The sequence below is a fragment of the Sodalis glossinidius str. 'morsitans' genome (assembly GCF_000010085.1).
Classification (GTDB): Bacteria; Pseudomonadota; Gammaproteobacteria; order Enterobacterales; family Enterobacteriaceae; genus Sodalis; species Sodalis glossinidius.
In genome coordinates, this window is sequence record NC_007712.1 from 1,088,105 (window position 1) to 1,101,072 (window position 12,968).

Genomic DNA, 12,968 nt, shown 5'->3' on the forward strand with positions numbered 1-12,968 from the left:
TACCTTTACCGGTAGCGCAAAATGTTGCCGGCAAACATGTGCGTCGCCGAAGGTCGATGATATGATGCGCTGCCGGTACGCAACGGGGCGGCAACTCTCCGCCTCAACCTGCTCCGGCCCAGGGACGATGAGTGTTCTCGTCCGCTATTTCAGGTAAGGAAAAGGACAGACAGGTAATGACACAGCACCTATTTATGGTTGGTGCGCGCGGATGCGGCAAGACCACGGTGGGTCAGGCATTAGCGCGGGTATTGGGCTATGCCTTTGCCGATACCGACGATATGTTGTGGCGGTCTACCGGTAAGACTGTGGCAGAGATCGTCGCTAAAGAAGGCTGGACGGGCTTTCGGGCAAGGGAGAGCGAAATCCTGACCAGCGTGACGCAAGGAAACGCCGTTGTCGCGACGGGCGGTGGTATTATTTTATCGGCCGCTAACCGCCGTTTCATGCGCGCGCGCGGCACCGTCGTGTACCTGCACGCGACGGCGCAGGAACTCTCGCGCCGTCTGCGGGCCTACCCCGAGGATGATCAGCGGCCCAGTTTGACGGGGAAACCCATGATAGAAGAAATTGCTGAAGTGCTCGCCGCTCGAGAAAAACTCTACCAGGAGGCGGCACACCACGTACTGGACGCCAGCCAGCCCCCTGACGATGTAGTCTCCGCCATTTTGCAACAGCTTTACCCCAGCGCGGCGAGTTAAACCCTTTAGATGCCGTGGCGGAATGTGACCGGTGTAGTCGGGGAAATCGTGCCGGCACACGAGGCGTGAGGTGTTGGCTATACTTACCTGACGTGAGCATAACTATAAGGAAGTCAGTATGGCAAGCAAACCGCCCTATCCGCGCGAAGCGCATATCGTCAAAAAAGAAAAGGGGCCGGCCGGCAAGGCGAAAACCGTCTATGAGTTGCGTGCCGACCATCCTCATCCCAATACGTTTATCAGTGAGCATGACACCGAGCAGGAGGCGCTGGATTCCAAAGAGCGCTATGAGGACGAAAGCAAGAGCTGATCTCCCGGCGGCAGGGGGCATTATCCCGTCGCCGTCTTCGGCGCCAGCCGTGTTTGCACGGTTGCCGAGCAGGCGCGTCTGCCCTCTTTTTCATGATGCCGTGTTGACTTAAAACCGCAGGCGCCGTCTCTGCGCGGACGTTCTAGGCGTCGTATTCCATGCTCTTGCCGCCCCTCATGTTCCCCTGTCTTGATATCTCCCTGTCTTCTTTTCCTCGTCAGTGACGTTTTTCCCTCCTGTTGCGCACGTTTTCTGCCTTCTCTTCCGCAATGCCATAGCGACATATTACGCTGTCACGAAAAGCGAGTTGTTATGCTGACGTAAAATTAATGCCTGTATCTGTTCGGCTGTTATTTATTGTCGCGGTGGCGATGGTGCAAATAACGGTAATCGACATTTCTCCGCCATTAGTGGCGCCGATAACGACGGCCGAAGGTTTAATTAACCTAATAATAAATATTAATAACCCCGGATTTTCCTGCGTAACGAAAAAAAAGAACGGGGAGAGGAGTACAGGGCAATAATATCTTGACGCCGACGCGCCGGCGATGAATGATGAAAACTCCGACATCAGTTCACCTGCAAAAAATAGCATTATGTCGACATTGGAAAACGCCGCTGCGGTGTTAACGTTGTTTGTCGCTCTGGGTGCCGACGGAAGGTCTGTCGTTCAGCGATATGGCCCGCCGGCTGCCATTACCGAAAAGCACGCTTTCCCGGCTGCTTGTCGCGATGGAGTCGCAGGGGCTGCTGGCGCGGGATCCCCACAGTCGTCTTTATTCGATCGGTCACCTGGTGCGATCGCTGAACCCTCCTGTGCCACTGCACCAGCTCAGCGCACGCTATCGCTGCACGGGGTATTTATGCGTGCTGCATCAGGATAGGGTCCATATTGTTGACCGCTTTCAAAGCAGCGCCGCCGCGCCGGCGGTCTATGCGGTGGGCCGACATCTGCCCGCCATGAACACGGCGGCTGGCAGAGCGCTGCTGGCCTGTTTCTCCGAGCGGGAAGTGATAGCGCGGTTGATGCCGCGTCAGAATTTACCGGGTGGATTTCATCAGCCCGGCATTGTCCGCCTGCTGCAGCGTATGTCGTTGGTGCGCGGGCAGGGCTGGGATTTTAACCGCAATGACACCCGTCCCGGTTACAGCGTGCTCGCAACGGCGCTGGCGGACAGCGAACGACGTGAACAAATCGGGTTATGTCTGTCTTTCGTTAATGCCGGAGATAAAGGCGCGTTTCCGGTCGACAAATTAGCGGGATTGCAGTCCGCCACGAGGATGATTGCCCAAAATATGCATCAATGAAGCGGCGAAGCGCAATTTCTTTGTCCCGACCGGGGTTTTTGCAGAAAAGGGCGTGACGCCCGTCAGCGCCCCTTTTACACTGCTAAGACATTAATCGATAGGAAAAGACCGATTCTGAAGGTGAATGACTATTTTTCAGGGAAAGTAAAGTCCATTGGATTCGATGCCGCCAGCACGGGCCGTGCCAGCGTTGGCGTCATGGAAGCGGGGGAGTACACCTTTACCACCGGCCAGCCGGAAGAGATGATGGTCATCAGCGGCGCGCTGAAGACGCTGTTGCCAGGTGCGAACGACTAGCAGGTCTTTATGCAGGGGGAGACTTTTTACGTGCCGGCGCACAGCGAATTCTACCTGCAGCTGGCGGAAACCAGCAGCTATCTGTGCAAATATCTCAGCCACTCGCCCTGAAAGCCATGGGCGGGGCCGGAGCGCCCTCGCGGTGCTGTCGCCTGGCGACGCGTTACCGCTTAGCCCTGCCGCGGCGCCTCGCCGCCCAGCCCTGCAATCAGCTCGGCGATGAGGCCCGTCAGTTCACCGGTCATTAATAGGAAATCGGCGTCGAAACGCGCGGCGAAATCCTCGCGGTCGATATCATCATTTTGCTCGCGCAACGTGTCGGAGAACTTCAAGCGCTTGACCGTCCCATCGTCGCCAAGCAGAAATTGCACCCGCTCACGCCAATCCAGCGCCAGCTTGGTCACCAGTTTGCCCGCCTCTATATGCACCGCGATTTCATCGCTAGATAAATCCTGTTTTTTACAGCGCAAGATGCCGCCTTCTTCCAACAGTACTTTCAATTCAGCTTCATCCTGAATGGCGAAACCGGCGGCGGGCTCTCCGCTGCGTACCCATTCGGTCAGGGTCATCTCTATCGGTTTTTCCATGGTCAACGGTACCACCGGCAGCGAGCCGATTGATTTTCGCAGCATCGCCAGGCAATCTTCCGCCTTTCTAGCGCTACCGGCGTCAACGAGCACCAGATCGTTAGCCAAATCCAGCCACAGCAGCGTCTGGCCAAAACGGCTGAAGGCGCGGGGCATTAATTGGTGCAACAACTCATCTTTAAGCGCGTCTTTATCAGTTTTACGCAGTTTACGGCTTTGGTCATTTTCCAGCTTGCTGATTTTGCCCTCGAGCTCCTGCTTGACAACCGAGGACGGAAGAATCTTTTCTTCTTTGCGCAGGCAAAGCAGGACATGCCCCGGTATCGAATGGGTCAGCGCATCGCTTTTGGCGCCCATTGGGGGAACCCAGCCGGATTTCGCCATATCCTGACTACCGCAGGGAGTGAAGGCGAAGGCGGACAACTGCTGTTCGATTTGCTCAACCGACAGCTCGATTGGCCGGTTCAAACGGTAAATCATGACATTCTTAAACCACAACATATGAGATATCCCTGACCTGAGGCACCGCAACTGGCGCGATTTGCCAACAAACGCAGCGCGCATAATAACGAATTGCTGGCTCTAACCCTAGGAAAAAGCGCACAGAGTTGTCCGTATTTGACACCGGACCGGTGCAGGCAGTGAGAGAAAAGGGCGCGTGGGAGGAACATGGGTACGGCGCGAGGATCGCATAAGTAAACGACGGCGCTCATTGTGGCGAAACTGATGATGTAACGTGAAAAAGCCTTTCGACGGCAGTGCGTCTATGCCGACGCCGCCTATTGTAATGACGTGGCGACTATCTGAGGATAATAATTTTATTAATTGATCCTTCCTTTGTCGTTTGCATAAATAACGTTAACCCGATTTCATGTTCTGAGAATAAAATTCAAAATTATTATTGTATTACCGTAAACATAGACTAACTTAAGGGCGTAGCATTGTTCTATTTCGCCGAAATTAAAGGGGTCAGTTTATGGAAACGCGGGATGTGGCTATTTGCGCCAGCCGGGTGTCATGGGGATCACTTTTCAATGGCGTTCTTACGGCATTATCTATTTCACTATTATTAGCCCTGTTGGGCAGTGTGCTGGGATTCAGCATGGTCGATCCCTGGGCACAGCGGCCGGCCAGCGGCGTGGGTACCACCATGACGATATGGACGGCGGCAGCGCTGCTTATTAGTCTGCTGGCTGGCGGCTTTGTGGCCGGTCGATTGGCGATGATGGCAGGTGTGCCCCACGGTTTTCTAACCTGGGCATTATCTCTGCTATTGGCGGTGATTATCAGCGGCTTCATTATCAGTGGGGCAATACGGTTGGCAGGAAATATGCTTGGCGCGGCGGGTAGCGCCGCCGGGGATATCGCTACAACGCTTGCTAATAATAGCGGCGATTTAGCAGGTGCGGTCAATAATGGTTTGGGGAAAATCACGCTGGACGATACGTTGTCCAGCGATGCATAGCCAAGAAATATTACCGATACGTTGCAAAATAACGATATAGAAGCGCTGCATCCCGATTATCTACAGCGTCAACTGACGGAAATACGTTCGGAAGTCAGCCAGGGCGGTAGCCGAGGCGATGCGCGCACCCGAAAGCAGCGAGCAAAAATTATGGCGAGGTTGGCTGAGCGATTGAAACACCGCACTGATGCGGTCGCCGACGAAATCAAGCGGGACGATGTGCATCAGGCGCTTGCTTCGGGCAATCGCTCGATAACGCCGGAGGAGCTGAATCAAGCCACCGATAAAGCCGCCGCCGCCACTGCCAAATCTGCGCTTTGGCTATTCATTACTCTGTTGCTGGGGGCGATAGTCAGCACTGCTGGCGGCTGGTGGGGCGTGAGAAGCGGCGATCGCTATCACGTAGGCTAACACCAGCGCTGTTTAGTGCGCGGGGTGGCCGGCGCCACAAAGCCGGGCTGAAACGTTCTCCCACGGCGGGAATAGCTCAACTTTTTCCGTCGGATACCCTATGCTGATCCCCAAATAGTGCGCCGTGCCGCTTCATGCTGTTTCCGGGGAGAGGTAACGGCGCAGTGACTAAACGGAACGTGGGCTGACAACGTGCGTATCGGCATTGATTTGGGGGGTACGAAAATCGAGGTAATAGCGCTGGATGACCAAGGTCAGGCAATATTACGCAAACGGGTCGCGACGCCGCGCGATGATTACCCGGGAACGGTGGAGACGATGGCGGCGCTGGTAGAGTGGATATAGCAAGAGACCCAGCAGCGCGGCAGCGTCGGTGTCGGTATTCCCGGCACGTTGTCGCCTTATACCGGGAAAGTGAAAAACGCCAATTCGGTATGGCTCAACGGTCAACTTTTGGATCAAGATTTACAAACGCGGCTGCGGCGTCCGGTGCGGATGGCCAACGATGCCAACTGCATGGCGGTATCGGAGGCGACGGATGGCGCCGGCATCGGCATGCAGACGGTGTTTGCGGTGATTATCGGTACCGGTTGCGGCTCCGGTATCGCCATGAATGGAAAAGTGCATAGCGGCGGCAACGGCGTAGCGGGGGAGTGGGGACACAACCCGCTGCCGTGGATGGATGAGGATGAACGGAGCATTCAACAAACGGTTCCCTGTTACTGCGGGAAATCCGGTTGTACCGACCTTTATTTCCGGTACCGGCTTCATGCAGGATTACGAAAGGCTCAGCGGTCAACACCGCAGCGGGGCGGAGATCGTCCAGCTCGCCGCCGGGGGCGATAGACTGGCCGAGCGGGCGCTGCATCATTATGAACGGCGTCTGGCCAAGGCGCTCGCGCAGGTAATTAATCTGCTGGATCCGGATATGATCGTGCTGGCAGGCGGCATGAGCAATGCCGACAGATTGTACGATTCATTGCCGTCTCTCATCACGCCTTGGGTATTTGGCCACGAATGCCAGACGCCGATTCGCAAGGCGGTGCATGGCGACTCCAGCGGCGTGCGCGGTGCGGCGTGGCTCTGGCCGCAGGAAGAGGGCGATTAATTCTCGCCTCGAAACCCTGCCCGTGTCGCCTGCGCAGCGACAGCGCCGTCTCGCGCCTGGGGAGCGGAGCGCATACCTGAAGCGCTGGGATGCGACCTCCATGCAGGCACACCGGCGGGTGTTAAAGCCGAATCGCGTGTTTGGCCGCCGGCATAGTGTCGCCGGCGGCGTCAAGGCCGATTGGGAATGTTATCGCCGGCATTAAAGCGGCTCAGGACGTTTAACGCCGGCAAATGTCAGTTGATAACATCACCTGCGGCTGCGTTTTTGACCACAGCAAACTGCCGCTGCAGGCGGCTGATGCCGAGGCCGTTGATCTTACTGACCTTAATCTGTACCGGTATACGCTCCTTCATCGCTTCCACGTGGCTTATCACGCCGATCATCTTGCCGCTGGCGTTTAATGCATCCAGCGCGATATCCAGCGTCTGTGCGTCGAGTGTACCAAACACCTCGTCAAGAAACAGCGAGTCGATGCGGGTTTTATGGCTGACCAAATCGGATAACGCCAGCGCCAGGTTGACCAGAAAGCTTTCGCCCCCGGACAGTGTGTGGGTATCACGTATGGCGTCCGCCTGCCGGGTGTCCATCACTTCAAGCTCCAGCTCTTCTTGTGTTTTGCGCTGCAGCTGATAACGGCCGTGCAAACGCGCCAATTGCTGGTTAGCCAAAGAGATAAGGTGCTCCAGCGTCAATCCCTGCGCAAATTTACGGAATTTATCCCCCTTTTTTGACCCGATAAGATCATTGAGGTAGCCCCAATCCCGGCAACGATCGCGGCTGTCCTCTATCTGCTGCAGCAACTGATGCTGTTCCCACAGACGCTGGTGGTGGCTATCAAGCTGCTGCTGAATTTCCCCCTGCTGTCGGGCCAACTGGCGCAATTGGTCATCCAGCGCCGCCAGGGTGCTGCGCCACCGCGGCCTCATTGTCCTCGGCCTGCTGCTGAAGGGCATCTGCGCGCTGCTGTTGCACCTCGAGCTGCTCACGGCGTTCGCGTAAGGCGTTCCGTTTGTCAGGGGACAGCAGCGCGGCATCCAGGGTCGCGCTATCGGCAAACGGTGAGGAGAGCAAAGCCTCCTGCAACTGCCTGGTGCTTGACGTCTCCTGCTGGCGCTGCTGCGAGCGGATGTTGCCCGCTAGTTCATGCAGCTGACGCTGAGCCGTCTGCAGTTGTTGGCCGGCCTGAAGCTGCTCCTGTCGCAATTGTTCACCGTCGCGGCGCAGGCGCGCGCCAAACTCGGCGGTTGAGACATCGCCGGCCAGGGTCTGGCGCCGATGATGTACTTCGGCCAGCTTAGCGTCAGTGGCCCGTCAGCGCTTGCGTCAACGCCTTCTGACGCTGTGTGAGATCGGCGACGGTCTGAAGAAGCGCCTCGACGCTGCCGCTCAGCAAGACAACTTGGCTGGCGAGCCGCTGTGACTGTTCGTGGCGCTGCTGCTACCGCTGCCACTGCGCCCGGTGAATGTCCAGCCATGCCGCGGTTTGTTGCGGCACCGGCACTGTCAAACCCGCCGCGCCGAGGGCGGTGGTCAGGTCCTCTTTGAGCCGTGCCATGTCGGTTTGCTGCTGTGCCAGACTACGCAAGGACACCTGGAGATTTTCTGCCAGATCGCGTTGCTGCTGACCGTTAAGCGTCAGCGCCGCCTGCCAAGCCTGAGCCGCCTGTTGTTGTTGATCGATCCGCTGCTCCAGTTGAACCTCTTCCCTTTCATAAGCCGCCAGCGCGTCTGCGGCCGTCTGCAGCGCTGCCGGCGTCAGCGTCCCCAGAACGGGGACAGGGGTGTTTTCATCAGGGGCGGAGCACAATTGTTCTACCGCCCGCGCGCAGGGTGCGGCGCTCATCCTCAAGCCGCACAATGCGTCGTTCCAGCTCCAGCGTCGTCTTCGTCTGCGCCAGCAGCCGGGTTTTGTCTTCCAGGCTGGCGCACAGGGCCTTTTGCGCCTGGCGTAACGTACGCTGTGTTTGCTGAAGCTGGGACTGTTGCTCTTCCTCCTGTCGAAGCCTGTCCGTCAGGCCCTCCAGCTGCGGTAGCAAAGTGGCCAGCAGCGTATAATGGGGCGCTGCCGCTGTCGATGCTTCCAGCGCGCCTCGATGGCGCCGCCGCCCGGCGCTTGCTCCTGCTCTTCGCGTCGCCGCTGCTCGCCGGCAAAGCTCATGTCCAGTGCTTCGCGCTGTTACGCCAGCCGCTGACTCTCCGCTGTCAACTGCTGCGCCTCGTTCTGTAAGGCGGAAAGCCGTAATTGCTGCTGGGCCACCCGCTGTTCCAGGTCGTCCTGGTGTTTTTGAGCCGCGTTGCGGCGGTCGAATTGCTCACCCCACAGCGGGAGCTGCTCGCCCCACAGACGGCAGGCGGCATGGCGGGCCAGCCAGTCGTCTTCCGCGCCTGATGAAGCGCCTGCTGCTGAGTTGCCAGAGTCGCGCTTTCCTGCCGATGGCGCTGTTGCAGCGGCACCAACTGTTGCCGGAGGTCATCCTGGCGTTGCCCCAGCGAGACAGTCTGCTGCGGTCAAAGGGGGCGGCGGTAAAGTCGATTTTCCATTCTCCTTGCAGAGCATTGAGGTTTTTCAGGCGCAGCGTCAGTATTTTCATGCGTCCGGCGCCTCGTGTTCGGTGCGCAGATCGTTGACCACCTGATCAAACAGGTGCCGAATGCGCTGGCGCCGTGGTTCATCCGGCGTATTTTCCAGCGCCAATCGCCGTTCAAACACCTCGCTGACGCTCAATTCGCTCAGCGTCTCCTGCTGCAAACGGTGAAGGCTGTCTAGCCGCTGTTCGCGGCTGCGGCGCAGCAGCAGTATTTCCACCGGCAGCGGTGTCGACAGCGTCTGGAGGCGTTGCTGAATGTCGGTCAGATAGCCGTCGGCCACGACCGGTGCGCGGTACCGGTTACCGTTTCTCCGGACACTATTAATCCGGCGCCTGCGCGGCGCGCGGGCTCCAGACCCGCGCTGCGGCTCCCTACGGCCCGCGTCCACACAGGCTATAACACTGTGCTGGCGCGGATCTGGAGCCCATTGGAAAATTGCGTCACTCGCAGCCGCCGACGCATGATAAGCAAGCGGCCGCGGCACAGGCGCTGTCGCGAAGGAGATTGAACCTATTACCTGGAGCAGAGTGTTGCTGGAAGGCGTGCTGTTTTGTCTGCCGGCGCTGCTGCTGTCGCTGTTCATCGGCATTTGGGCTGGCTACTGGCGCTCTCTTTGCTGGCTGTGCTGGTGCGCAATTATTACTTTCAACTGCGCCTGTCCCACTGGCTATGGAGCAACCCCGGCCGGACGCCGCCGGTTGGCGGAGGCAGCTGGGTTTCGCTGTTTTATGGCTTGCACTGTATGCAGCAGCGTCAGCGCCGCCGGCGGCGCGAACTGGCGATATTGTTCAAGCGCTTTCGCAGCGGCGCCGAGTCGCTGCCTGATACGTTGGTCATGTTAACGGCGGACGGCCATATTTTCTGGTGCAACGGGCTGGCCCAACAACTGCTCAGTTTCCGCTGGCCGGAAGATAACGGACAGCCGATCCTCAATCTGTTACGTTACCTGGAGTTTAATGATTATTTGCAGCGGAAAGCGTTTGAGCTGCCTTTGACGCTCCAGTTGAATAATCAGCATTGGGTTGAGTTCCGCATAATGCCCTATACCGATAACCAGTTATTAATGGTCGTGCGCGATGTCACCCAAATGCGACAACTGGAAGGCGCGCAGCGCAACTTTTTCGCCAACGCCAGCCATGAATTGCGTACGCCGCTGACGGTATTGCAAGGGTATCTGGAGATGATGACCGATGATAGCCTCGACCCTCATATGCGGCAGCGGGTGGTGCAGACCATGCAGGATCAATCCCGACGCGTGGAGCGCCTGGTTGCTCAATTGTTGGAGCTGTCGCGTATCGAAGCTGCCCCGCAGGGGGAAACCCCCAGGCCGGTAGATATTCCATCCTTGCTCAAACGTTTGCAGGCCAGCGTCGAAGGGCTTAGCCAGGGGCAGCATCCGCTGGTGCACGGGTCAATCCCCAACTATGGGTCAACGGTAATGAGGAGCAACTGCGCAGCGCGGTATCGAATCTGCTGTACAATGCCGTTATCCATCGGCCGGTACCCGTGTCGAAGTCAGCTGGCAGCGAAGCGCCCTGGGCGCGACGTTTCAGGTCAGCGATAACGGCCCGGATATCGCGCCGGAACATTTGCCGTGCTTGACCGAGCGCTTTTACCGGGTAGACAAAGCCCGCTCGCGTCAGCGGCCTGGGCCTGGCTATTGTCAAGCATGCCCTGAGCCATCACGATGCGCGGCTGGAGGTCAGCAGCGTGCCGGGGGAGGGCACCCGTTTCGGTTTTACCCTGCCAGCGCGGTTGATTAGCACCTTGCCGCGGGTGGACAATAGCGTCTCCCCCTTTCACCTCAGGCTAAAGATTAATGCGATGTTGTTCCTTCCTGGTGGGCAGCCTGTTCGCCTACTGCCTGTTGGGGCCAGGCAGCGCGGCGCAGCTCGTCTCGCCGCCGCCGGCACGGCGGAGTTGGGGCCCATGAGTCGACCGATGAGCGAGCCGGAAATAGAGGGTTTCCGCTGCCGCTATGGCTGCCCGACGAATGGCTCTCCCTGGCGGTGTTGCGCTATGGCCGCAATACCGCTTCCGGCACCCAGGGCTTTTTCCGCCGCCGGGTGCTGTGCGGCGGGGATATGCAGCCCACGGTGAATGAGCTGTCGGGCTCGGCGGCGGTGGCCGCCTCGGTAAACGCGATCGGCTATACCAGCATGGGATTTCACGCCAGTGGGGTGAAATGGCTGGCAATTATTGACGCGGCGGGTCACACCCACCGTGCCGATGCGCAAACGCTGCGCTGCGGAGACTATCCCTTCACCCGTCCTCTCTATATTTACGTTAATAAACCGCCCGGCAAGCCGCTGGATCCGCTGACGTTGGCATTTCTGGTGCGTGTGTTGTCCCCCGAGGGGCAGGCACAGGTCAGCCAGGCGGGTTACATACCGCTGACGGAATCCCAGCGGCTGGCGGCGCTACAGGCGGCGGGATTGCCCACAGCCGCGTAGGTGAAAGTTTCACACTGAATATGAATAAATTTCAATATCATTGAAATTTTCTCGTTTGTGCGGTCGTTGGCGAAGTGACACACTGCCGTTAAGATATATAGACGTCTAGATGTCTATAAATTGCAGGGCGTGATTATCCCGTTGCTAAACTATCCTGGTCATCACGCTGATGACGCCCTCGTGGAGCAGTAGAATGCAAAGAACGCAAGCCCCTTTCCGTGCTGATGTGGTCGGTAGTCTGTTACGCCCCGCCGCTATCAAGCAGGCCCGTCAACGTTTCGCCGATGGCGAGATAGATGCCGCGCAGCTGTGCGCCGTTGAAGATAACGAAATTGCACGGGTTGTCGCGGAGCATCGCGCGTTGGGGCTACAGGTTGTCACGGACGGAGAGTTCCGCCGCTCCTGGTGGCATATGGATTTCTTTGAAGGATTGGACGGGGTCGAGGGTTACCAACCCGATCAGGGGATTCAATTTCAGGGCGTATAGACCAAGGCCAGCAGCGTCAAAGTCACCGGTAAACTCGGTTTCAGCCATCACCCGATGCTGGAGGATTTCCGTTTTCTGCAAAGCGTGGCCGGCGATGCCGTGCCGAAAATGACCATTCCCAGCCCTAGCGTGTTGCATTTTCGCGGCGGGCGCGCGGCGATTGATAAGCAGGTCTATCCCGATCTGGCCGCGTATTTTGACGATCTGGCGCAAACTTATGCCGATGTGCTAAATAAAGCGTTGGCCGGTAAGCAGGAAGATATGGTGGTCAGCTTGCATGTTTGCAGTGGCAATTTTCGTTCCACCTGGATATCCGAGGGGGGTTATGAGCCGGTCGCGCCAATCCTGTTCAGTCAGGTGCAGGTGGACGCGTTCTTCCTGGAGTATGATACCGAGCGCGCCGGCGGCTTGAACCGCTGCGTTTTATCAAACCCGGGCATCAACAGGCGGTGCTGGGGCTTATCACCTCGAAAACGCCGGCGCTCGAAGACCCGCAAGCGGTGCTGGATCGCCTCCATGAAGCCAGCCAGTATGTCAGTCTGGATCAGTTGTGCCTGAGCCCGCAGTGCGGTTTCGCCTCGACCGAAGAGGGCAATAAGCTCAGCGAACAGCAGCAGTGGGATAAGCTGAAGCTGGTGTTGGATATCGCTCGCCGCACCTGATAATGCCCCTTAAGCGCGGGTAATAGCTTGCCCGCGCGTCTTCCTTTCAGCGGGCGACCCCTGCACACCCCCCTGAATCTAGGGGCAGCATATAGACCTGCGTTAGCCCTGAGTAGCGGGGTAGTGGCATGAGCATCGGGGGTTGCCTCATAAGCATCGTGGCAGGCCTTGAACATCGAGGCCCCCTCACGCCAAACAGCGCCTGTACCTCAGGATATCATTACCCACAATGTCTCAGCAGCTCCGGACTTTGCCGCTTTGTCCCAGCTCGTGCATAGGGGTCTGCTGCATCATAGAAATTTCTTATGTCGCAAATGCGATTTTCGCTGCCGGGTGGGTTATCATGTAGCGCAGATAAGGAAATATTTTAATACTTAATCTGAAAATTATTTAAATAGCAGATTATAATGCCAGTTTTGGCAGATGGACTTGCCAGCAACCGCTATAAACTATTAAATTAGCCGCCGTTGTCGCGCCCTCCGTCAGTATTGCTACTCCGCATTATTTTTCTGTCCGGCTTAACAGCCGTTCACGCGTTGCCAACCGCCGCGGTCAAGGGCGTGCAAATCACCGCTCCGTCATAAGAA

General features: G+C 57.7%; 11 protein-coding genes and 6 pseudogenes. 10 read left to right on the forward strand and 7 right to left on the reverse strand.

Going from position 1 to position 12,968, the window contains the following annotated elements:
* Positions 1 to 176: 176 nt before the first annotated feature.
* From aroL to ppnP, 4 genes and pseudogenes are all read left to right on the forward strand, one after another.
* Positions 177 to 701 (forward strand): shikimate kinase AroL, encoded by a 525-nt coding sequence (aroL, locus tag SGP1_RS05520; RefSeq protein WP_011410387.1) that lies wholly within the window; start codon positions 177 to 179, stop codon positions 699 to 701.
* 118 nt (positions 702 to 819) lie between these two features.
* On the forward strand, positions 820 to 1,011 hold the full coding sequence (locus tag SGP1_RS05525) for a YaiA family protein (protein ID WP_011410388.1): 192 nt from the start codon (positions 820 to 822) through the stop codon (positions 1,009 to 1,011).
* 636 nt (positions 1,012 to 1,647) lie between these two features.
* Positions 1,648 to 2,319, forward strand: coding sequence for an IclR family transcriptional regulator (locus SGP1_RS05530; protein ID WP_011410389.1), 672 nt, complete (start codon positions 1,648 to 1,650; stop codon positions 2,317 to 2,319).
* A 111-nt stretch (positions 2,320 to 2,430) separates the two neighbouring features.
* Positions 2,431 to 2,727 (forward strand): annotated as a pseudogene (gene ppnP, locus SGP1_RS05535) (pyrimidine/purine nucleoside phosphorylase).
* A 59-nt stretch (positions 2,728 to 2,786) separates the two neighbouring features.
* Here the strand turns inward: ppnP and rdgC are convergent.
* Positions 2,787 to 3,704, reverse strand: a complete 918-nt coding sequence (gene rdgC, locus SGP1_RS05540) for a recombination-associated protein RdgC (protein ID WP_011410390.1) — start codon at positions 3,702 to 3,704, stop codon at positions 2,787 to 2,789.
* A gap of 475 nt (positions 3,705 to 4,179) precedes the next feature.
* Here rdgC and SGP1_RS05545 point away from each other — a divergent pair, with 475 nt between their 5' ends.
* From SGP1_RS05545 to mak, 3 genes and pseudogenes are all read left to right on the forward strand, one after another.
* Complete coding sequence (locus SGP1_RS05545) at positions 4,180 to 4,668, forward strand: hypothetical protein (RefSeq protein ID WP_011410391.1); 489 nt, start codon at positions 4,180 to 4,182, stop codon at positions 4,666 to 4,668.
* Between the two features lie 21 nt (positions 4,669 to 4,689).
* Positions 4,690 to 5,079, forward strand: coding sequence for a hypothetical protein (locus SGP1_RS05550; RefSeq protein WP_041866660.1), 390 nt, complete (start codon positions 4,690 to 4,692; stop codon positions 5,077 to 5,079).
* A gap of 192 nt (positions 5,080 to 5,271) precedes the next feature.
* A pseudogene (gene mak / locus SGP1_RS05555) lies at positions 5,272 to 6,187 on the forward strand (fructokinase).
* 236 nt (positions 6,188 to 6,423) lie between these two features.
* Here mak and SGP1_RS23465 read toward each other — a convergent pair.
* The 6 genes and pseudogenes from SGP1_RS23465 to SGP1_RS32770 all read right to left on the reverse strand — a co-directional run.
* A pseudogene (locus tag SGP1_RS23465) lies at positions 6,424 to 7,300 on the reverse strand (SbcC/MukB-like Walker B domain-containing protein); the annotation flags it as partial.
* Positions 7,301 to 7,628: 328 nt separating this feature from the next.
* The gene (locus SGP1_RS23475) at positions 7,629 to 8,033 is read right to left on the reverse strand and encodes a hypothetical protein (RefSeq protein ID WP_158302335.1); all 405 of its coding nucleotides are present in this window, start codon (positions 8,031 to 8,033) and stop codon (positions 7,629 to 7,631) included.
* Positions 7,981 to 8,226, reverse strand: a complete 246-nt coding sequence (locus SGP1_RS05570; protein ID WP_041866662.1) for a hypothetical protein — start codon at positions 8,224 to 8,226, stop codon at positions 7,981 to 7,983. The genes SGP1_RS23475 and SGP1_RS05570 overlap by 53 nt, the downstream gene beginning before the upstream one ends.
* Positions 8,202 to 8,348, reverse strand: coding sequence for a hypothetical protein (locus SGP1_RS30610; RefSeq protein WP_158302336.1), 147 nt, complete (start codon positions 8,346 to 8,348; stop codon positions 8,202 to 8,204). The genes SGP1_RS05570 and SGP1_RS30610 overlap by 25 nt, the downstream gene beginning before the upstream one ends.
* A 352-nt stretch (positions 8,349 to 8,700) precedes the next feature.
* Positions 8,701 to 8,781, reverse strand: a pseudogene (locus SGP1_RS36140) (hypothetical protein); the annotation flags it as partial.
* Positions 8,778 to 9,059: an exonuclease SbcCD subunit D C-terminal domain-containing protein gene (locus tag SGP1_RS32770; protein ID WP_041866663.1), complete on the reverse strand. Its 282-nt coding sequence runs from the start codon at positions 9,057 to 9,059 to the stop codon at positions 8,778 to 8,780. The gene SGP1_RS32770 and the pseudogene SGP1_RS36140, both read right to left, overlap by 4 nt.
* A 223-nt stretch (positions 9,060 to 9,282) precedes the next feature.
* Here SGP1_RS32770 and phoR point away from each other — a divergent pair.
* From phoR to SGP1_RS05590, 3 genes and pseudogenes are all read left to right on the forward strand, one after another.
* Positions 9,283 to 10,570: pseudogene (gene phoR / locus SGP1_RS05580) on the forward strand (phosphate regulon sensor histidine kinase PhoR); the annotation flags it as partial.
* A gap of 218 nt (positions 10,571 to 10,788) precedes the next feature.
* On the forward strand, positions 10,789 to 11,232 hold the full coding sequence (locus SGP1_RS05585; protein ID WP_070108738.1) for a PstS family phosphate ABC transporter substrate-binding protein: 444 nt from the start codon (positions 10,789 to 10,791) through the stop codon (positions 11,230 to 11,232).
* Positions 11,233 to 11,425: 193 nt separating this feature from the next.
* Positions 11,426 to 12,381, forward strand: a pseudogene (locus tag SGP1_RS05590) (5-methyltetrahydropteroyltriglutamate--homocysteine S-methyltransferase).
* Positions 12,382 to 12,968: the final 587 nt, after the last annotated feature.

Coding starts and splice junctions, on each gene's coding strand:
- aroL (WP_011410387.1), top strand. CDS start 177: ATGACACAGCACCTATTTATGGTTGGTGCGCGCGGATGCGGCAAGACC.
- SGP1_RS30610 (WP_158302336.1), bottom strand. CDS start 8,348: ATGAGCTTTGCCGGCGAGCAGCGGCGACGCGAAGAGCAGGAGCAAGCG.
- rdgC (WP_011410390.1), bottom strand. CDS start 3,704: ATGTTGTGGTTTAAGAATGTCATGATTTACCGTTTGAACCGGCCAATC.
- SGP1_RS23475 (WP_158302335.1), bottom strand. CDS start 8,033: ATGAGCGCCGCACCCTGCGCGCGGGCGGTAGAACAATTGTGCTCCGCC.
- SGP1_RS05545 (WP_011410391.1), top strand. CDS start 4,180: ATGGAAACGCGGGATGTGGCTATTTGCGCCAGCCGGGTGTCATGGGGA.
- SGP1_RS05525 (WP_011410388.1), top strand. CDS start 820: ATGGCAAGCAAACCGCCCTATCCGCGCGAAGCGCATATCGTCAAAAAA.